The organism is Pseudomonas sp. 910_23 (genome assembly GCF_052850795.1).
The window spans coordinates 1-19,569 of record NZ_VXCZ01000010.1; the positions used below are offsets into that span (position 1 = coordinate 1).

General features: G+C 59.1%; 17 protein-coding genes. 15 read left to right on the top strand and 2 right to left on the bottom strand.

The features are described 5' to 3' along the window. Nucleotides 1-220 precede the first annotated feature (220 nt). Both FW800_RS13875 and FW800_RS13880 read right to left on the bottom strand, forming a co-directional pair. Nucleotides 221-1,441, bottom strand: a complete 1,221-nt coding sequence (locus tag FW800_RS13875; protein ID WP_446437820.1) for a CaiB/BaiF CoA transferase family protein — start codon at nucleotides 1,439-1,441, stop codon at nucleotides 221-223. Between the two features lie 13 nt (nucleotides 1,442-1,454). Then, nucleotides 1,455-2,636, bottom strand: coding sequence for an acyl-CoA dehydrogenase (locus FW800_RS13880; RefSeq protein WP_005783512.1), 1,182 nt, complete (start codon nucleotides 2,634-2,636; stop codon nucleotides 1,455-1,457). A 156-nt stretch (nucleotides 2,637-2,792) separates the two neighbouring features. Between FW800_RS13880 and FW800_RS13885 the strand changes: the two genes are divergently transcribed. The 15 genes from FW800_RS13885 to FW800_RS13955 all read left to right on the top strand — a co-directional run bounded on the left by FW800_RS13885 (nucleotide 2,793) and on the right by FW800_RS13955 (nucleotide 19,539). Beyond that, complete coding sequence (locus FW800_RS13885) at nucleotides 2,793-3,692, top strand: LysR family transcriptional regulator (protein ID WP_446437821.1); 900 nt, start codon at nucleotides 2,793-2,795, stop codon at nucleotides 3,690-3,692. A gap of 452 nt (nucleotides 3,693-4,144) precedes the next feature. Further along, nucleotides 4,145-5,266, top strand: a complete 1,122-nt coding sequence (locus FW800_RS13890) for a Re/Si-specific NAD(P)(+) transhydrogenase subunit alpha (protein ID WP_005783509.1) — start codon at nucleotides 4,145-4,147, stop codon at nucleotides 5,264-5,266. 15 nt (nucleotides 5,267-5,281) lie between these two features. Then, nucleotides 5,282-5,605: an NAD(P) transhydrogenase subunit alpha gene (locus tag FW800_RS13895; protein ID WP_005783507.1), complete on the top strand. Its 324-nt coding sequence runs from the start codon at nucleotides 5,282-5,284 to the stop codon at nucleotides 5,603-5,605. Then, a complete protein-coding gene (locus FW800_RS13900; RefSeq protein ID WP_005783504.1) occupies nucleotides 5,605-7,041 on the top strand; it encodes an NAD(P)(+) transhydrogenase (Re/Si-specific) subunit beta in 1,437 nt (478 codons plus the stop codon). The genes FW800_RS13895 and FW800_RS13900 overlap by 1 nt, the downstream gene beginning before the upstream one ends. A 179-nt stretch (nucleotides 7,042-7,220) precedes the next feature. Then, nucleotides 7,221-8,714: an acetyl-CoA hydrolase/transferase family protein gene (locus FW800_RS13905; protein WP_122732785.1), complete on the top strand. Its 1,494-nt coding sequence runs from the start codon at nucleotides 7,221-7,223 to the stop codon at nucleotides 8,712-8,714. A gap of 318 nt (nucleotides 8,715-9,032) precedes the next feature. After that, the gene (locus FW800_RS13910; protein WP_005783500.1) at nucleotides 9,033-9,248 is read left to right on the top strand and encodes a DUF1127 domain-containing protein; all 216 of its coding nucleotides are present in this window, start codon (nucleotides 9,033-9,035) and stop codon (nucleotides 9,246-9,248) included. 328 nt (nucleotides 9,249-9,576) lie between these two features. Continuing rightward, the gene (locus tag FW800_RS13915; RefSeq protein ID WP_032878532.1) at nucleotides 9,577-9,897 is read left to right on the top strand and encodes a DUF2388 domain-containing protein; all 321 of its coding nucleotides are present in this window, start codon (nucleotides 9,577-9,579) and stop codon (nucleotides 9,895-9,897) included. Between the two features lie 105 nt (nucleotides 9,898-10,002). Further along, nucleotides 10,003-10,311: a DUF2388 domain-containing protein gene (locus FW800_RS13920; protein WP_032878533.1), complete on the top strand. Its 309-nt coding sequence runs from the start codon at nucleotides 10,003-10,005 to the stop codon at nucleotides 10,309-10,311. A gap of 26 nt (nucleotides 10,312-10,337) precedes the next feature. Then, nucleotides 10,338-10,658: a DUF2388 domain-containing protein gene (locus tag FW800_RS13925; protein WP_005783494.1), complete on the top strand. Its 321-nt coding sequence runs from the start codon at nucleotides 10,338-10,340 to the stop codon at nucleotides 10,656-10,658. After that, entirely contained in the window at nucleotides 10,655-12,616 is a 1,962-nt protein-coding gene (locus FW800_RS13930; protein ID WP_446437822.1) for a DUF7844 domain-containing protein, read from the top strand. The genes FW800_RS13925 and FW800_RS13930 overlap by 4 nt, the downstream gene beginning before the upstream one ends. A gap of 367 nt (nucleotides 12,617-12,983) precedes the next feature. Next, the gene (locus FW800_RS13935; protein ID WP_003187405.1) at nucleotides 12,984-14,291 is read left to right on the top strand and encodes a CitMHS family transporter; all 1,308 of its coding nucleotides are present in this window, start codon (nucleotides 12,984-12,986) and stop codon (nucleotides 14,289-14,291) included. Nucleotides 14,292-14,355: 64 nt separating this feature from the next. Next, nucleotides 14,356-15,123 carry a TerC family protein gene (locus FW800_RS13940; protein WP_005783489.1) on the top strand — a complete coding sequence of 256 codons (768 nt, stop codon included), beginning with the start codon at nucleotides 14,356-14,358 and terminating at the stop codon, nucleotides 15,121-15,123. 212 nt (nucleotides 15,124-15,335) lie between these two features. Beyond that, nucleotides 15,336-16,994 (top strand): Na/Pi cotransporter family protein, encoded by a 1,659-nt coding sequence (locus tag FW800_RS13945; protein ID WP_005783487.1) that lies wholly within the window; start codon nucleotides 15,336-15,338, stop codon nucleotides 16,992-16,994. A 58-nt stretch (nucleotides 16,995-17,052) separates the two neighbouring features. Further along, nucleotides 17,053-18,438, top strand: a complete 1,386-nt coding sequence (locus tag FW800_RS13950; protein ID WP_446437823.1) for a M16 family metallopeptidase — start codon at nucleotides 17,053-17,055, stop codon at nucleotides 18,436-18,438. Nucleotides 18,439-18,507: 69 nt separating this feature from the next. Next, on the top strand, nucleotides 18,508-19,539 hold the full coding sequence (locus tag FW800_RS13955; RefSeq protein WP_005783485.1) for a DUF5924 family protein: 1,032 nt from the start codon (nucleotides 18,508-18,510) through the stop codon (nucleotides 19,537-19,539). Nucleotides 19,540-19,569: the final 30 nt, after the last annotated feature.

Below are 19,569 nucleotides of genomic sequence, written 5' to 3' on the forward strand. Positions count from 1 at the left end.
GCTTCGATGAACTGAAGCAACTTGCTGCCTAAAACTACGCAACTCATTGTTTACCAAGGAGTTTTTCGCTTCGACTGCGCCGGAAGTGGGGCGAATTATAGGCTTCCAGAATCTGCCGTCAACTCTTAATTCTGCTTTTCTATCAATTAGTTAGAATTGATTAAAAAACCACCACCACTTATAGGAACGCCATGAGTGCCCTCTATATAGAAGGAATCATTCAGACGATGCCCGCCTCCTTCAACGCAGCCACATTAGCTGCCCCTAACCCCAAAATCCCCTGCAGCACCTGAAGCGTGTGCTCCCCCAGGAGAGGTGGTGCATTTCGATATTCCACTGGCGTCTTGGACAAGCGTATCGGGCTGGCAACCTGAGGCACCATCCCCGCCAGCGCATGGGGAAGCTCCATCGCCAGGCCGCGCGCCTGGACCTGAGGATCGGAGAAAACTTGCGCCAGATCATTGATCGGTCCACACGGCACGCCCACTCGCTCCAATTGCGACACCCACTCAGCCGTTGTCTTGAAGACAGTCGCCTGGCGGATCAACGGAATCAGCGCAGCACGGTTGGCCACTCGCGCCTGGTTAGTGGCGAAACGCGGGTCATCCCCCCATTGCGGCTGCCCAGCAACTTCAGCGAACTTGCGGAACTGGCCATCATTACCCACCGTCAGGATGAAATCACCATCAGCCGTAGGAAAGTCCTGATACGGCACGATGTTCGGATGCGCATTGCCCAGGCGTTTTGGCGAGACTCCGGTGGTCAGGTAATTCATCGCCTGATTAGCCAGACAAGCCACCTGCACATCCAGCAGCGCCATATCGATATGTTGCCCACCGCCATCATGATCGCGGTGAGCCAACGCTGCCAGGATCGCGACGGTCGAATAGAGTCCCGTGAGAATATCGGTCAATGCCACACCGACTTTCACCGGCCCTTCGCCCTCATCACCTTCAGGCCGGCCGGTCAGGCTCATCAACCCACCCAGCCCTTGAATCATGAAGTCGTAGCCGGCACGCGCGGCATAAGGCCCCGTCTGCCCAAAGCCCGTGATCGAGCAGTAGATCAACTCAGGATTTATCTCCTTGAGCGACTCGTAATCCAGCCCATAAGCCGCCAGACCACCCACTTTGAAGTTCTCGATCAGGATGTCTGACTTGGCCGCCAGATCACGCACCAGTTTCTGCCCTTCAGGCTTAGTGAAGTCGATGGTCACCGATTCTTTATTTCGGTTGGCGGACAGATAGTACGCCGCCTCACTGGTATTTTCGCCGTATGCGTCCTTGAGGAAGGGCGGCCCCCAGGCGCGCGTGTCATCACCGCTGCCTGGCCTTTCGACCTTGATCACCTCGGCCCCAAGGTCCGCAAGAATCTGCCCGGACCAAGGGCCCGCCAGTACACGCGATAAATCCAGTACCCGCAGGTGGGAAAGCGCGCCCATGTCCGTGCTCCTATTAATAGAACGCCTGAAGACCGGTCTGTGCGCGCCCAAGAATCAAGGCATGCACGTCGTGGGTTCCCTCATAGGTATTGACCACTTCGAGGTTGACCAGGTGGCGCGCCACCCCGAACTCGTCGGAGATGCCGTTGCCGCCCAACATATCGCGGGCCATGCGGGCGATGTCCAGGGACTTGCCACACGAGTTACGCTTCATGATCGATGTAATCTCGACCGCTGCGGTCCCCTCGTCTTTCATCCGCCCCAGACGCAGGCAACCTTGCAGAGCCAAGGTGATCTCGGTCTGCATATCGGCCAGCTTCTTCTGGATCAACTGCGTTGCAGCCAATGGCCGACCAAACTGCTGACGATCCAGGGTGTACTGGCGCGCGGTATGCCAGCAGAACTCAGCAGCCCCCAACGCCCCCCAGGAGATACCGTAGCGCGCCGAATTCAGGCAAGTAAAAGGCCCCTTCAAGCCACGCACATCCGGAAAAATGTTCTCGTCCGGCACAAACACGTTATCCATGACAATTTCGCCGGTAATGGACGCTCGCAAGCCGACCTTGCCGTGAATCGCCGGGGCGCTAAGGCCCTTCCAACCTTTTTCCAGGACGAAACCACGGATATCGCCTGCATCATCTTTGCCCCACACCACAAACACGTCGGCTATCGGGCTGTTGGTGATCCACATCTTCGCGCCGGTCAGGCTGTAGCCGCCATCTACCTTTCGCGCACGGGTAATCATCGCGCCCGGATCAGAACCATGGTTGGGTTCGGTGAGCCCGAAACAGCCAATCCATTCGCCGGACGCCAATTTCGGCAGGTATTTTTGTTTTTGCGCCTCGGTGCCGAACTCATTGATCGGCACCATGACCAGTGACGACTGAACACTCATCATCGAACGATAGCCGGAGTCGACACGCTCCACCTCACGCGCAATCAGCCCGTAGCTGACGTAGTTCAAGCCGCTGCCACCGTACTGCTCGGGAATCATCGCCCCCAGCAAACCGGTTTCTCCCATCTCACGGAAGATAGCGGGATCAGTCTTTTCATGACGGAAGGCTTCGAGCACGCGAGGGGCCAGCTTGTCCTGAGCAAACTGCTCGGCACTGTCACGCACCATGCGCTCCTCTTCAGTGAGCTGTTGATCCAGCAGCAGTGGATCGATCCAGTTGAAGCTTGCCTTGCCAGCCATGAATAAGTCCTCGCGGATAAAAACGGAAGTCGTGATTCAGACTAGGCCGGCCACGCGCAGAGGGCAAACGAGGTTTCTGCATAGGGTTGTGCTAATTTCTCACTCCGTAATACTCGAAAAGCCCATAAATGCGCCTTATCTGTGAGGGCAACGTACATGCGCAGGAAAATCCCCAGCACCACCGCGCTTATCAGCTTCGAAGCGGCAGCCCGTCACGAAAGCTTCACCAAGGCGGCACATGAGCTTTCCATCACCCAAGGCGCTATCTGTCGACAGATCGCCAGCCTTGAGGAGTTTTTAAGTGTCGAACTGTTTCGCCGCTCGCGTCGCGGGGTGAAGCTGACAGAGGCAGGGCTCTCTTACAGCCGCAGAGTTGCTACACAGCTGGACGCCGTAGAGCGCGACACCCTCTCGGTCATGGGTCAGCAGGGCACCAACGCCATCGAGTTGGCGGTGGTACCGACCTTCGGCACGCAATGGCTGATTCCACGCCTCAAGGACTTTCAGGACCGGCACCCGGAAGTGACCGTGAATCTGACCAATCGGACACGCCCGTTCCTGTTCGCCGACACCGCGTTCGACGCCGCGATCTACTTCGGCGATGCCGATTGGTCCGGCACAGAGTCACACCGGCTGATGGGAGAAAACCCTGTCCCGGTGTGCAGTCCACACTTACTTGCAGGCCGCGCGCACTTAACTCCTCAAGAGATCGCCGAATTGCCACTGCTACAGCAGACAACACGCCCCTATGCCTGGCGTCAGTGGTTCAACGCGCAACAGCTGAGTCTGCCTCGCGACATGACAGGCCCTCGATACGAGCTATTCTCGATGTTGTCCCAAGCGGCTATGCATGACATGGGCATCGCACTGATACCTCCCTTCCTCATCCAGCGCGAGCTGAAGGAGCAGCGACTGGTGATTGCGAGCACCGAAACGCTAAGCAGCGAAAAGGCGTACTACCTCATGATTCCCGATAAAAAAGTCGAATCGGCCTCGCTACACGCATTCAAGGACTGGCTGATTGAACAATCAAAGCGCTACAACCCCGGCATTTAAAGGATAAAGCTGCCTTGTTGACCCTGTAGTCAGGTTAATTTGAATCCTACAGATATACGTATATGTCGCATTTAGACAGTCTGTACCGGTTGAGCAAAAACAAGGCTCAAAGCCATGATCTACAGGGCTTGTAGCGACTAATACCAGCCTATAAGCGACCATTCACATCGGCGATTGGAAAACATCGAGTAAATGCCCTTGAGCCTTTAAAGACTTGTATTTAAAGAGGTTATTCAAGGCGGTTGCGACAATCAGTCACAGGGTGACTTGTAGTTAATTTTTCGTCACCCGTCATAATCTCTTGAAGGCCGTAAAGTTCGCCTGCAAAATGCCGCGCCCCGCTGTCATTTCAGCGGGATCGTGCTGATCGGTCGCCCCAGTTGCGCCACTCGCGGTGCACTGGCCTTTTTACAAAAAGATCAAAAGCAAAAAGATCATGCAGGAGATTTGACGTGCACATTGGTGTTCCTCTCGAAACCCAGACCGGTGAAACGCGGGTGGCTGCCACCCCGGAAACCATCAAGAAGCTGATCGGCCAGGGCCATAAGGTCACTGTACAAAGCGGTGCAGGCATCAACGCCAGCATCGTCGACAGTGCTTATGAAACGGCAGGCGCAACCATTGGCAGTGCCAGCGATGCGTTCGGCGCCGAGCTGATCCTCAAGGTGGTTGCCCCCAGCGACAGCGAACTGGCGCTGATCAAAAGCGGCACCGTATTGGTGGGCATGCTCAATCCGTTCAGCAACGAAACCATCGCCAAGCTTGCCGAATGCGGCATCACCGCCTTCGCCCTCGAAGCCGCGCCGCGCACTTCACGGGCCCAAAGCCTCGATGTGCTGTCTTCGCAAGCCAATATCGCCGGTTACAAGGCTGTGTTGCTGGCCGCTCATCACTACCCGCGCTTCATGCCGATGCTGATGACCGCCGCCGGCACTGTGAAAGCTGCGCGCGTGTTGATCCTCGGCGCCGGTGTCGCGGGCCTGCAAGCTATCGCCACGGCAAAACGCCTGGGCGCGGTCATCGAAGCGTCCGACGTCCGTCCGGCGGTAAAAGAGCAAATCGAATCCCTGGGCGCCAAGTTCGTCGACGTGCCCTACGAAACCGATGAAGAGCGTGAATGCGCCGTCGGTGTCGGCGGCTACGCGCGCCCGATGCCCACCAGCTGGATGCAGCGCCAGGCCCTGGCCGTGCACGAACGCGCGAAGCAGGCCGACATCGTCATCACCACCGCACTGATCCCAGGCCGCAAGGCGCCTACCCTGCTTAGCGCCGATACCGTCGCGCAGATGAAACCCGGCTCGGTGGTCATCGACCTCGCCGCAGCTCAGGGCGGCAACTGCCCGTTGACCGTCGCTGACCAAGTCGTGGTGGAAAACGGTGTGATCATCTGCGGCCCGACCAACCTGGCAGGCGCTGTCGCCGCAGATGCCTCGGCCTTGTACGCGCGCAACCTGCTGGACTTCCTGAAGCTGGTCTTCACCAAGGAAGGGCAGTTTGAAATCAACCTCGAAGACGACATCGTCGCCGCGTGCCTAATGTGCCGCGACGGCCAAGTCATCCGCAAAAACGCCTAAGCAGGGATTCAGACGATGGAAGAGCTTATCTCCCCCGGTATCTACAACCTGATCATCTTTGTGCTGGCGATTTATGTCGGTTACCACGTGGTCTGGAACGTTACCCCCGCGCTGCATACGCCATTAATGGCAGTGACAAACGCGATTTCCGCGATCGTGATTGTGGGCGCCATGCTGGCCGCCGCCCTCACCGTGACGCCGTTGGGCAAGACGATGGGCACCCTGGCGGTAGCTTTAGCTGCGGTTAACGTGTTCGGCGGTTTCCTGGTTACGCGTAGGATGCTTGAGATGTTCAAGAAGAAAGCGCCCAAAGCTGTGAAAGAAGAGGTGCAGAAGTAATGAGCATGAATCTGGTGACGACGCTCTACCTGATCGCGTCGATCTGCTTCATCCAGGCCCTCAAAGGGCTGTCGCACCCCACCACCTCCCGACGCGGCAACCTGTTCGGCATGCTCGGCATGGCACTGGCGGTGCTGACCACCGTAGGCCTGATCTATAAGCTCGGCGCGGAGCTGGCCACCGCCGGTATCGGCTACGTCATCGTCGGCCTGCTGGTCGGCGGCACGGCCGGCTCGATCATGGCCAAACGCGTAGAGATGACCAAGATGCCGGAGCTGGTGGCGTTCATGCATAGCATGATCGGCCTGGCAGCGGTGTTTATCGCGATTGCAGCGGTCGTCGAGCCGCAATCCCTGGGTATCGTCAAACACTTGGGCGATTCGATCCCGGCCGGTAACCGCCTGGAGCTGTTCCTCGGTGCCGCCATCGGTGCTATCACCTTCTCCGGCTCGGTGATCGCATTCGGCAAGCTGTCGGGTAAGTACAAGTTCCGCCTGTTCCAAGGCGCACCGGTACAGTTTGGTGGGCAACACAAGCTGAACCTTGTGCTCGGCTTGGCAACCCTGGGCCTGGGCCTGGCGTTCATGTTCACCGGCAACCTCACTGCGTTCGCGCTGATGCTGGCCCTGGCCTTCGTGCTGGGCGTGCTGATCATCATCCCGATCGGCGGCGCCGACATGCCGGTAGTGGTATCGATGCTCAACAGTTATTCCGGCTGGGCAGCGGCGGGCATTGGTTTCTCGCTGAACAACTCGATGCTGATCATCGCCGGCTCCCTGGTCGGCTCCAGCGGCGCGATCCTGTCTTACATCATGTGCAAGGCGATGAACCGCTCCTTCTTTAATGTACTGCTGGGCGGTTTCGGCAATACGCCAGACGCCGGTGCAGCAGCTGGCTCGAAAGAAGCTCGGCCGGTGAAGTCCGGCTCGGCCGACGACGCTACCTTCCTGCTGACCAACGCCGACACGGTCATCATCGTGCCGGGCTATGGCTTGGCCGTCGCACGGGCACAACACGCGCTTAAAGAGCTGACCGAGAAGCTCACCCATCGCGGCGTCACCGTGAAGTACGCGATCCACCCGGTGGCGGGCCGTATGCCTGGGCATATGAACGTGCTGCTGGCCGAGGCCGAAGTGCCTTACGACCAGGTGTTCGAGATGGAAGACATCAACTCTGAGTTCGGCCAGGCTGACGTGGTGCTGGTGTTGGGCGCCAACGATGTGGTCAACCCGGCGGCCAAGAACGATCCGAACTCACCGATTGCCGGTATGCCGATCCTCGAGGCGTTCAAGGCCAAGACCATCATCGTCAACAAGCGCTCGATGGCCAGCGGCTATGCAGGCCTGGATAACGAGTTGTTCTACCTGGACAAGACCATGATGGTCTTCGGTGATGCCAAGAAGGTCATCGAAGATATGGTCAAAGCCGTCGAATAACACTGCGCCAGCGCAATACCCGAAACCCTGGCCTCACGTAGGCTGGGGTTTTTTATGAGCGGATGAAACCCGACCAAAGGCTCTAAATCGCCACCTGGCATTCGACCATGGTAGCGGGCCGAAACTTTTTGAAATCACTACACTGCCCACCTTGCTTCCGTAGCCTGAGATAACAATTCATGTACCGTGATCGTATCCGCTTGCCTTCGTTGTTGAACAAGGTCATGAGCGCGGCAGACGCCGCTGCACTGATCGAGGACGGCATGACCGTCGGCATGAGCGGCTTCACCCGCGCCGGTGAAGCCAAGGCCGTCCCCCACGCCCTGGCCGAACGCGCCAAGACTTCGCCCCTCAAAATCACCCTGATGACCGGCGCCAGCCTGGGCAACGACCTGGACAAGCAACTGACTGAAGCTGGCGTACTGTCGCGACGCATGCCGTTTCAAGTCGACAGCACGCTACGCAAAGCGATCAATGCTGGCGAGGTGATGTTTATTGACCAGCACCTATCGGAAACCGTCGAGCAACTGCGCAACAACCAGCTCAAGTTGCCGGACATTGCGGTAATCGAAGCGGTCGCCATCACTGAACAAGGGCACATCGTGCCCACCACGTCCGTAGGCAACTCAGCCAGCTTCGCAATTTTTGCCAAGCACGTGATCGTCGAGATCAACCTCGCGCACAATCCGAACCTGGAAGGGCTGCATGACATCTATATCCCGACCTACCGGCCGACGCGCACGCCTATCCCGCTGGTGAAGGTCGACGACCGCATTGGCAGCACTGCGATTCCGATCCCGCCAGAGAAAATCGTCGCTATCGTGGTCACTAACCAGGCCGACTCTGCCTCAACCGTGACGCCGCCCGACGATGACACTCAAGGCATCGCCAACCACCTGATCAACTTCCTCAAGCAGGAAGTTGACGCCGGACGCATGACCAACAAACTCGGCCCGCTGCAAGCCGGGATCGGCAACATTGCCAACGCGGTGATGTGTGGCTTGATCGATTCGCCCTTCGAAGATCTGACGATGTACTCGGAAGTGCTGCAGGATTCGACCTTCGACCTGATCGACGCCGGTAAGCTGAGCTTCGCCTCCGGCAGCTCGATTACCTTGTCGGAGCGCCGCAATGCCGACGTTTTCGGCAACCTGGAGCACTACAAGGACAAGCTGGTACTGCGCCCACAGGAAATCTCCAACCATCCTGAAGTGGTGCGCCGCCTGGGCATCATCGGTATCAACACCGCGCTGGAGTTCGATATCTACGGCAACGTCAACTCCACCCACGTCTGCGGCACGCGGATGATGAATGGCATTGGCGGCTCCGGGGACTTCGCGCGCAACGCGCACCTGGCAATCTTTGTCACCAAATCGATTGCCAAGGGGGGCGCGATTTCCAGCGTGGTGCCGATGGTCAGCCATGTGGACCACACCGAACATGACGTGGACATCCTCGTCACCGAAGTGGGCTTGGCCGATCTGCGCGGCCTGGCACCGCGGGAGCGTGCGCGGGTGATCATCGACAACTGTGTGCATCCGGCCTACCGCGACGCGCTCAATACTTACTTCGAAGCCGCCTGCGCCATCGGTGGGCACACGCCGCATATCCTGCGCCAGGCACTGAGTTGGCACATCAACCTGGAAGAAACCGGGCATATGCTCAAGGCTTGATGAATACAGATCCGAGCTGATGCAACTACAGTTTCATCAGCTCGGCAGCCTAGCCAGTGTCCATGCAAAAAACTGTACTACTGTACCGCTCATTTCCTACTTAAATATCCCACAACTCATCTTGAAAACACCCATTTCGCACCTTTTAGGTGCGCACAGGTACAGTTGCCCCATTTCCGTACCGTACAGCCGTATTAAACAGTTAACTGGCCCCTCACAATACAGGTGAACTGTATCTAGAGAGTCTTGCGCCGGAGGAGGATCATTGGCATCAGTTAAACCACTACCTAATCCCGCCACAAGCGGAAGGATGTCATCATGGAACGTACACTCAGTTCCGAACTGTTCTTCGAAGAGAAAGCTGTAAACACCAACGCTTCCCTGCCTTTGCGCGTTCTCGCCAACCTGATGTTGTGGCAGCGCCGCATCTCCAGCCGCCACCAATTGGCTCGCCTGGATTCGCGTCTGCTGGCTGACGCCGGTATCAGCGAAGCTCAACGCTACGAAGAGCTGAGCAAGCCGTTCTGGCGCTAAGCAGCGCCCGCTGGCCCTGACCCACCGGGTCCACCGCCAGCACTCTGATTTGTTAAAGCAAAGCCCGCCCCGGGTAACCGGAGGCGGGCTTTGTTGTTTCTGCGAAAGGGCATTGAATCAGTAGGATTTCTATCTACAGGTACAGTTTTAATAAACTCATTATTAACCAGTACAGTTAAATTACAGGCTTCCTGTTGCACCGGTCCAAGCCTAATATCCACTCACCACGTGGCGAACCCTGTAGAGCGAGCGTCTGATGCTCAACAGTCCCAGTCCGTCTCACTGTGGCCGCGTCGCGCCACCTTATTTCGTCTACAGGAGTTACCCCATGTCCCGCCTTCGCCTGCTGTGCACCGCCGCTGTGCTGACCCTGGCCGCCAACGCTAACGCGAGCAGCTTCATCATGACCACCGACTCGATCGTTGGCGCCCTGAAAGCCACTTCCGACGCCACCTCCGATGCGACCTCCTCCCTGCGCGACAATAAGGTCGTACAGGCCGCCCGTGATGACGCAGCCAGCTTCGTCGCCAGCGAAGGCGCTATCCGTGGCGTGAAACTGGAAAGCGCCCTGGCCCACATCCGCCAGCAAGCGCCGCAACTGGCCATCGCTACCGATGCACAGCTGGCACAGGCAATCCTGGCGATCTGATCTGCGGCAACAGACGGGAGCGCCTGCCGCTCCCGAATGCCTCGGCGCTGGCCCTCGCCTGGTCATTGCGCTAGCCTTGGCGCTCGTTTTCAGTTGTCGAGTCCCATGGCTTTTTCATACCGCCTGTTGATTGTTCCCGTACTGTTTTGCGCCTGCTGGTCACCCTTGGCTTTGGCCATGGATGTGTCCACCCAGAGCACCGTTGTCAGCGTGTATGCCACCGGCAAGGTGACCTCTGCGCCGTTCGACAACAAGTTGGTGATGGCCGCTCAGGATGATGCTGCCGCTTTCATTGCCACTGACGGCCAATGGCGGGGCGCACGCCTGGAGTCCGCGCTGGATTATCTGCGCCACAGTCGGCCAAAACTTCATGCGAGCGACCTTGAACTGGCGCAAGCAATTCTCGTCCAATAGTTATCTTTGTATTTCGGAGTCACTCGATGCGTAGCCCGTTGATCGTCGCCGCCCTCGGCCTGCTGTTTTTGGTCGATGTCGCCCAGGCGCAAACCTTGAAGGCCACCAGCAACATCATCGTGCGTGCGTCGGCGCGCACCATTGATTTCACCTCAGACACCACCACGTCCATCCGCGACTCCAAAATCGTGCGCGAAGCCCACGACGACGCCGCCAGCTTCGTAGCCACGAATGGAGAGATCCGTGGTGCCCAGCTTGAAGCTGCGTTCGATACCCTTCGCACCCGCGTGCCAGAAGCCCGTGATGCCAGCGACCAGACCCTCGCCGAAGCTATCCTCGCTCTGTGAGGCGCATCAAAACCTGGCTCCTGGCCGGGGTTGTGCTGTTGTGTGCAAGTACAGCCCAGGCCAGCCTGCAACTGCGGCTCAAAACCGATGGTTTGAGCCCGGCCGAACAGCAGGCCAGCCAGGCATTGCTCGATGAAGCGCTGCGCGCCTTGCCGCCACGTTTTGTCGAGCAATTGGATCGGAGGATTGATGTCGGCTGGACCGACAATATGCCTGAAAATGCCTATGGCCAGGCGTCCCTGGTGTCCGAGCTGGACCTTAATCAAAACCTGCTCGCCAGCCTGACCGACGGCAGCGCCGCCACCCTCAAAACCAATCGCCCCCACGGCACAGTGCGCAAGGAATTGCTCGCCACGGTGCTGCATGAACTGACCCACATCTATGACCGCGCACGCCTGTGGCCCAAAGACGAGCGCGCACTGATCCAGCGTTGCAGTCGCCAGAACAACATTACCGGCTTGATCGGCCTGCCCGATCAATGCCGTGGCCAGAACGACCGGCGCTTCACCCTCAGTGATGATCCCCGCCTGCTGGACCTCGCCGGCTGGCCACAATATGTCGGCCGCCGCGGCGAGCGTGAACAGCATAACAATCAGGTGGTGCGCAGCCCGGACATCTACGAAACCACCAGCCCGTTGGAGTTCGTGGCGGTCAACATGGAGTACTTCCTCCTCGACCCCAGCTACGCCTGCCGACGCCCCGCGCTGTTCCGCTATTACAAGGAACATTTCGGCTGGGCGCCGCCCGAACAGCAACCCTGTGCCAAGACATACCCGTTCCTGAACGCCGGCAATGACTTCGCCAAGACGCCACTGGGGCAAATAGACCCGGAGCGGGTGTATGAAATCGACTACCTGCTCGCCGAAGCCAACCAGAATCTGGTGAGCCGCTGGGGCCATAGCATGCTGCGGCTGGTGATCTGCGCGCCAGGTCGCCCGCGTGGCCCTGACTGTCGGCTGGATCTGGACCGCCACCTGGTGCTGTCCTACCGCGCCTTCGTCGGTGACGTACAGCTGTCGAGCTGGGATGGCCTGGTGGGCAAGTACCCGTCGCGATTGTTCGTATTGCCGCTGGCCCAGGTCATCGATGAATACACCAAGACCGAATTACGAGGCCTGGCGTCGGTACCGCTGAAGCTCAACCGCCAGGAAATCAACGACACCGTCGAGCATGCGGCTGAAATGCACTGGAGCTATGACGGCAACTATTTCTTTATCTCCAACAACTGTGCGGTTGAAAGCCTGAAACTGTTACGCAGTGGCAGTGCCAACCCGCAACTGACCGGCCTGGACAACATCACCCCCAACGGTTTGCTGCAAGTGCTCAGCGCACGTGGCCTGGCCGATACCAGCGTATTGAATGACAAGCGTGAGGCGTTGCGCCTGGGGTACCACTTCGACTCATTCCGCGAACGCTACCAGGCGATGTTCGATGTACTGCGCAAGCGCCTGCCGATCAAGCAGACCCAGGTCGAAGACTGGCTGGCCCTGGATGCGCAAGCGCGCCGCCAGTGGTTCAGCCAGGCCGACCTGCGTACCAGCGCTGCGTTGTTGTTGCTTGAACAAGCCAGCTATCGCAAGCAACTGATGCTCGCTCAGGACGAAGTCAAACAGCGCTATCTCAATGCCCGCGAGCTGAAAAATGGCGGCATGGAGAAAGCCAACAACACGCTGCAACAGATCCTCGCCAACAGTGGCTTTCTCAGTCGCCCGGCCGAGTTGCTCGACAGTGGCGGCTATGGCCTACCGCAACCTTCGGAAGCCAAGCGCCTGGAGTCGGAGAGCGCCGAACGTCAGAAGCAGTTGCAATCATTGACCGGCGAGCTGGATAAAGAGGTGAGGGCGCTGCTCGATCCGGCCCGCGCTGCCGAGATTGCGGCCTGTGAGGCCAACCTCAAGCAGTTGGGTGAGCATCTGCGTGCGCTGCATAAAGCGGCCGGCGGCCTCGAACTGCCCTAAAAACATAGCGGTACACAATCAAATTGTGGGAGGGGGCTTGCTCCCGATAGCGGTGTATCAGTCACTGGAAATATTGACTGAACTCCAGCTATCGGGAGCAAGCCCCCTCCCACATTTTTATCTGCATGAGCCTTAAAACCGTGTGTCACCAGTTTCTCCAGCGAAAGCTGGCTGAAAGCTTACCCGTCTAGGATCGCCCCAACTGCCGGCAACAGACCGGCTGTAAACAACAACAATGGTGATTCCCGATGTCCGCTCGTACCCGCCTGTTCGCACCCACTCCATCCGTACGCCTCGTGCCTTTCGTTCTGCGCTGACCCTCACCCGGTTCGCCATTCCCTAGCCGCGCTACGCCTGGAGTATTCCTATGCTGACTTTCCTTGGCTTTGCCATGGTCATCACGTTCATGTTCCTGATCATGACCAAGCGCCTGTCTGCGCTGATCGCCTTGATCATCGTGCCCATCCTGTTTGCACTGTTCGGCGGTTTCGCGCCGAAGATCGGCCCAATGATGCTCGAAGGCATCACCAAGCTCGCGCCAACTGGCGTGATGCTGATGTTCGCCATCCTCTACTTTGCCTTGATGATCGACTCCGGCCTGTTCGACCCGGCCGTGCGCAAGATCCTCAAGATGGTCAAGGGCGACCCGCTGAAAGTCTCGGTCGGCACTGCCGTGCTGGCTTTGGTGGTATCCCTGGACGGTGATGGCGCCACCACCTACATGATCTGCGTCGCCGCCATGCTGCCGCTGTACCAGCGCATAGGCATGAGCCCGCGGATCATGGCCGGTCTGATCATTCTCGCCGGCGGTGTAATGAACATGACACCCTGGGGTGGCCCGACGGCTCGTGCGGCCAGTGCGTTGCATGTTGATCCGTCCGACATCTTCGTACCGATGATTCCGGCCATGGCCGCTGGCGTCGTGGCGATCCTGGTAATTGCCTACATGTACGGCAAGCGTGAGCGCGCACGCCTGGGTGAACTGCACCTGCAGGGCGACGAGATCGACCACAGCGAAATCAGCGTGTCGCAATTCCCCGACGCCCGCCGCCCGAAACTGATCTGGTTCAACGGCGCCCTCACCCTGGCCCTGATGTGCACCCTGATTGCCGGCCTGTTGCCGCTGCCGGTGCTGTTTATGGTGGCGTTCAGTATCGCGATGATCGTCAACTACCCGTGCCTGCAACAGCAGAAAGACCGCGTCGCGGCCCACGCCGGCAGCGTCTTGGCGGTCGTCGGATTGATCTTCGCCGCCGGGATCTTCACAGGCATCCTGTCGGGCACCGGCATGGTCGACGCCATGTCAAAAAGCCTGCTGGCGGTCATCCCGGAAGCCATGGGCCCGTACCTGGCAGTGATCACTGCGCTGGTGAGCATGCCGTTCACCTTCTTCATGTCCAACGATGCGTTCTATTACGGCGTACTGCCAGTATTGGCCGAAGCGGCCAGTCACTACGGCATCACCGCGGTAGAAATGGCCCGTGCGTCGATCGTCGGGCAACCCGTGCACCTGCTCAGCCCGCTGGTACCTTCGACTTACTTGCTGGTGGCGCTGGCGGGTATTGAGTTCGGCGACCACCAACGCTTCACCTTGAAGTGGGCAGTGCTGGTATGCCTGTGCATAATGTTCGCCGCATTGCTGATGGGGATTTTTCCGCTGTTCAGCACTCTATAATCGTACTGACTCACCGCGCGGCGCTACAGCTTGCGCGGTTTAACACTTGCTCAAAGGAATACACATGGAATGGCTGACCAATCCGGAAATCTGGATTGCCTTCTTCACCCTGACGGCTCTCGAGATCGTCCTGGGCATCGATAACATCATCATGATTTCGATCCTGGTCAGCCGCATGCCCAAGCATATGCAGGCGCGCACCCGGATCTTCGGCCTGGCACTGGCCATGGTCACGCGCATCCTGTTGCTGCTGTCGATCACCTGGGTCATGCAACTGACCGCCGACCTGTTCGTGGTGTTTGGCCAGGGCATTTCCGGCCGTGACCTGATCCTGTTCTTCGGTGGCCTGTTCCTGCTGTGGAAAAGCTCCCAGGAGATGTACCACGCCCTGGAAGGGGAAGACGAAACCAACGACGAGCCCAAAGGCGCCGGTGGCAAGTTCATCTACACCATCATCCAGATCGCCATCATCGACATCGTGTTCTCCCTGGACTCGGTGATCACCGCCGTCGGCATGGTTTCCCATGTGCCGGTGATGGTAGCTGCAATCGTCGTGGCCGTACTGGTGATGATGCTGGCTGCCGGCACCATCAGCGAGTTCATCGACAAGCACCCGTCGCTGAAAATGCTGGCGCTGTCGTTCCTGCTGGTGGTGGGTACCGTGCTGATCGCCGAATCCTTCGACGTGCATGTGCCAAAAGGCTATGTCTACTTCGCCATGGCGTTCTCGCTGGCAGTGGAAGCGGTGAACATCAAGATGCGTACCGCCATCGCGAAAAAGAAGAAGCAGCAGGATCCAGTGAAACTGCGTAAAGACATTCCGGGTCAATAAACCTGACCCGCTGCTGAAATGGGGCGCTTGCGCCCCATTTTTTCGTCTGCCAAAAAGCTGATTTCATGACAGTTTTGTTTCAATCCCCACTTTAGCTATGCGATGCTGGCGCAGAGCCCATTCGCCAACTACAGCTTAAGTACAAGACGTAGAACGGCACGCGGTAACTTTCCTTCGCTCCTCCTGGAGCGCACCCACACGGGGGGCCGAGCATGCTGACCTTGCTCAATCTGCTTTCCGCCGTGACCCTGCTTATCTGGGGCACGCACATCGTCCGTACCGGCATCCTGCGGGTCTACGGCTCCAACTTGCGCCAAGTCATCGGGCAGAACATGTCCAAGCGCTGGCTGGCCTTTATCGCCGGGATCCTGGTGACCGCCATGGTGCAAAGCAGCAACGCCACGGCGATGCTGGTCACTTCCTTTGTCGGCCAGGGGTTGATGAGCCTTACACCGGCCTTGGCCACCATGCTTGGCGCCGACGTCGGTACCGCGCTGATGGCGCGGGTGCTGACCTTCGACTTGTCCTGGCTGTCGCCGCTGCTGATCTTCCTTGGGGTGATTTTCTTCCTGTCGCGCAAACAGACGCGGGCAGGGCAGTTGGGCCGGGTGGGGATCGGCCTTGGGCTGATCATCCTCGCGCTGCAATTGATCGTCGAGGCCGCCGGGCCCATCACCCATGCCCAGGGCGTCAAGGTGATCTTCGCCTCGCTGACCGGCGATATCTTGCTCGACGCCCTGGTCGGCGCGCTGTTCGCAATGATTTCCTACTCCAGCCTCGCCGCCGTGCTGCTTACGGCCACCCTGGCCGGCGCCGGCGTGATCGGTTTGCACGTGGCCATCGGCCTGGTGATCGGCGCGAATATCGGCAGCGGTGTGCTGGCATTTCTAAGCACCAGCATGCAAAACACCGCCGGCCGCCAAGTGGCCCTGGGCAGCCTGTTGTACAAACTGATCGGCCTGTTGCTGATCATTCCTGTGCTTGACCCGCTCGTGGGCTGGATGGACGGCCTGGACTACAGCGCCCAAGGCATGGTCATCACCTTTCACCTGCTCTATAACGTCACGCGCTGCTTGATTCTGCTGCCCACCATTGGCCCTATGGCGCGGCTGTGCGCCTGGCTGTTGCCCGAGCGCGAAGAAACCAATGGCAAGGCCAAACCACGCCACCTCGACCTGGCCGCGCTCACCACGCCGAGCCTGGCCTTAGCCAACGCCGCGCGAGAAACCCTGCGTCTGGGTGACCTGATCGACAATATGCTCACCTCCATGCAGGAGGTGCTGCGCGGTAATCAAACCGCAATCACCCAGCAAATGCGCAGCCTCAGCGATGATGTCGAGGCGCTCTACAGCGCGATCAAACTCTATCTGGCGCAAATGCCCCGTGAAGACCTGAGCGAACAAGACAACCGCCGCTGGGCGGAGATCATCGAGTTGTCGATCAACTTGAAATTGGCAGGTGACTTGATCGAACGCATGTTGCGCAAGGTCCAGCAGCAGAAAACCTCGCAGCGGCGGCAATTTTCCGAAGTGGGCCTGGAAGAACTCAGCGGTCTGCACAGCCAGTTGATCGCCAACCTGCGCCTGGGTCTGTCGGTGTTCCTCAGCGGCGACCCGGAAAGCGCGCGCCAGTTGCTGCGCGAAAAACGCCGCTTCCGCGCCCAGGAACGTCGCCTGGCTCACGCCCACGTCAGCCGCCTGCAGCGCAAGATCGTACAGAGCCTGGAAACCAGCTCCCTGCACCTGGAGCTGATCGCCGACATGAAACGCTTGAACTCGTTGTTTTGCAGCAGCGCTTATGTAGTCTTGGAAACGTCCGACACGGGCGCACTCTCCACCGAAGATATTGCCGACATCACCCATTCGCCCTGAACGTACGACGGCCAGTGAAGTCAGTTAACAATGGACCTCACTCGCCAGGAAGCTTGTTATGCGTCGCCTGTTACTCGCCTGCCTGCTTCTAGGATCGGCACACACCTTTGCCTTCGACCGTCAGCAAGTCGAGGGCTACACCTTGCCCAACGGCCTGCAGCTGCTGCTCAAACCGGGCACCGAACGCGGGCACGTGGCCATCCGCCTGGTGGTCGGCGTGGGCCTGGATGATTTCGGTTGCGAAGACAAAGAGCTTCCCCACCTGTTCGAACACCTGCTGTTCAGCGGCATCGACGGCGGTGGCGAAGGCGACCTCGAAGACCGCATGCAAGCGTTGGGCGGCGAATGGAACGCCTACACCAGCAACGCCGACACCACATTCGTCATCGAGGCCCCCGCGCACAACCAGCGCAAGGTGCTGGACCTGCTGCTGGCAATCCTGACCCGCACGCAGTTGACCGATGCCAATATCAACGCCGTCAAGCAGGTGGTCGAGCGCGAAGACGGCGGCCATTATTCGCACCTGCAACGTTTGCTGGATCGCCAGGACCTGGGCCACAGCGCCAGCAACCAATTAGCCGTCGAGTTGGGGCTCAAATGCGCCGAACGCGCGCAGGTCGGCCACCTGACCCGCAATCAGTTGGAGAAACTGCGCAAAGCCTGGTACGCGCCCAACAACATGACCCTGATCGTCGTCGGCGATCTGGACAAGCTGCTGCCAGCCTACCTGGAACGCACCTACGGCCAGCTCGACCCGGTAGACCCGAGCGAGCATCGCCCGCTGCCGCAGATCCAGCACACCGCCGCCCGCCACCGCGACCTGGTCCACGGCTGGGTCGGCGATGGCGCCAAACTGCACTGGCTGTTCCCCGAGCCGGTGCTGGATGACCAACATGACGAAACCTACGACCTGCTCAAGGACTATCTCGATTGGGCGCTGTATCGACAACTGCGTCTGAAGCACGGTTTGTCCTACGGTCCGTGGAGCGAACGCGAAGTGCTGGGCGGCGTAGGCTTCCTGAGCCTGAACGCCGACCTCGAACGGGAAAATCTCCCTGAAGCCGAGCAAGTCTTGCAAGACCTCAAGGCACAACTGCTCAAGGACGGCCTCGACCCGAAGGTTTTCACTCGCCTGCAGCAGGCTGCCATTGCCCGCCAAGCCTGGGCGGTACAGGGCAACAGTGCGTTGGCCGATTATTACTGGAGTGCCGCCGGCGACTACGCTGACGGCCGCTTCAGCGACCCGGTCAAGCGCATCAAGGCAGTGAGCCTTTCGCAAACCAACCAGGCGATGCGCGAGGTCTTCAAGCAACCGGGCTACTGGCGCATCGAAAAGCCGTTGTTGAGCTATGACGCCCTGACCTGGATAGGTGCGGGCGTTCTTGGGCTCATCGCCATAGTGTTGATTGGCGTTCGGCGTTATCGCCAACGGATCATGGAATGAAGCACCGAGCCCAGCGCTAAGACGTTATTCTGTCTGGGATTTTTTCCTACAAAGACTGCGAACCGCCGAATGCCAAACCTGACCCATCTAATCCAGCGCATCCTCGAACTGATCAAGCGCTACCCAGGGGTAATTGCACTCGGCGGTTTTATCTCGGGTGTGGGCAGCTTCATCCTGGTGGACCGCCAGCAAGGCATGGCCAGCTGGATCGCCGTCATCATGCTGGTCAGTTGGTTGTGGCTGATGCTGGAAAACAGCTTCACCCAACTGTTTGCCAAGCTCTTCAAGCGCGAGATCCCGGAACCGCTGCTGCGCTATGCCACGCAGATGATCCACCAGGAAAGCCTGTTCTTTGTGCTGCCGTTCTTTTTCGTCACCACCGCCTGGAACAGCGGCCAATCGCTGTTCACCGGCCTGCTCGGCGCGGCGGCACTGGTGTCGATCATCGACCCGCTGTACTACAAGTGGCTGGCGCCCAAGCGCTCGCTGTTCCTGGCCCTGCACACCCTGACCTTGTTTGCCGCATTGCTCACCGCGCTGCCGATTATCATGCACCTGACCACTGCCCAGAGTTACAAGCTGGCGCTGGGCGTGGCCATGGCGCTGTCGATCCCGAGCCTGGCGGTCAGCCTGCCGCTGCGCAGCCTCAAAGGCTGGGCGATGCTGCTGGGGGTCACGGCGGCGATCGGATGCGCCGGCTGGTTCCTGCGCAGTTGGGTGCCGCCGGCCACCCTGTGGATGACCGAAGTCGCCATCAGCACCCAACTGCAGGACCGCACCCCGGGCGATGACCTCAAGGAGGTCACCGCCGACCAGTTGCGCAGCGGTGGCCTCTACGCCTACACCGCGATCAACGCCCCACGCGGGCTGGATGAGCGGATCTACCATGTGTGGAAATTCAACGGCAAGGAAGTCGACCGCATTGCTCTGGACATCCACGGAGGGCGCAAAGAGGGCTATCGCGCCTGGACGCACAAGCAGAATTTCCCGGGCGACGCAGCCGGGCGCTGGCAAGTGCAGGTCCTCACCGAGGACGGCCAAGTGATCGGCGTCTTGCGCTTCAAGGTGATCGACACAGCACAAGCGGACAACCCAAAGTAGGTCAGATCGTGCTATTACGTAGCCATTGTG

Bases quoted from the DNA above. Each gene is read 5' to 3' on its own strand.
- FW800_RS13875 (WP_446437820.1), bottom strand. From the start codon at position 1,441: ATGGGCGCGCTTTCCCACCTGCGGGTACTGGATTTATCGCGTGTACTG.
- FW800_RS13880 (WP_005783512.1), bottom strand. From the start codon at position 2,636: ATGGCTGGCAAGGCAAGCTTCAACTGGATCGATCCACTGCTGCTGGAT.
- FW800_RS13885 (WP_446437821.1), top strand. From the start codon at position 2,793: ATGCGCAGGAAAATCCCCAGCACCACCGCGCTTATCAGCTTCGAAGCG.
- FW800_RS13895 (WP_005783507.1), top strand. From the start codon at position 5,282: ATGGAAGAGCTTATCTCCCCCGGTATCTACAACCTGATCATCTTTGTG.
- FW800_RS13900 (WP_005783504.1), top strand. From the start codon at position 5,605: ATGAGCATGAATCTGGTGACGACGCTCTACCTGATCGCGTCGATCTGC.
- FW800_RS13905 (WP_122732785.1), top strand. From the start codon at position 7,221: ATGTACCGTGATCGTATCCGCTTGCCTTCGTTGTTGAACAAGGTCATG.
- FW800_RS13910 (WP_005783500.1), top strand. From the start codon at position 9,033: ATGGAACGTACACTCAGTTCCGAACTGTTCTTCGAAGAGAAAGCTGTA.
- FW800_RS13915 (WP_032878532.1), top strand. From the start codon at position 9,577: ATGTCCCGCCTTCGCCTGCTGTGCACCGCCGCTGTGCTGACCCTGGCC.
- FW800_RS13920 (WP_032878533.1), top strand. From the start codon at position 10,003: ATGGCTTTTTCATACCGCCTGTTGATTGTTCCCGTACTGTTTTGCGCC.
- FW800_RS13925 (WP_005783494.1), top strand. From the start codon at position 10,338: ATGCGTAGCCCGTTGATCGTCGCCGCCCTCGGCCTGCTGTTTTTGGTC.
- FW800_RS13935 (WP_003187405.1), top strand. From the start codon at position 12,984: ATGCTGACTTTCCTTGGCTTTGCCATGGTCATCACGTTCATGTTCCTG.
- FW800_RS13940 (WP_005783489.1), top strand. From the start codon at position 14,356: ATGGAATGGCTGACCAATCCGGAAATCTGGATTGCCTTCTTCACCCTG.
- FW800_RS13945 (WP_005783487.1), top strand. From the start codon at position 15,336: ATGCTGACCTTGCTCAATCTGCTTTCCGCCGTGACCCTGCTTATCTGG.
- FW800_RS13950 (WP_446437823.1), top strand. From the start codon at position 17,053: ATGCGTCGCCTGTTACTCGCCTGCCTGCTTCTAGGATCGGCACACACC.
- FW800_RS13955 (WP_005783485.1), top strand. From the start codon at position 18,508: ATGCCAAACCTGACCCATCTAATCCAGCGCATCCTCGAACTGATCAAG.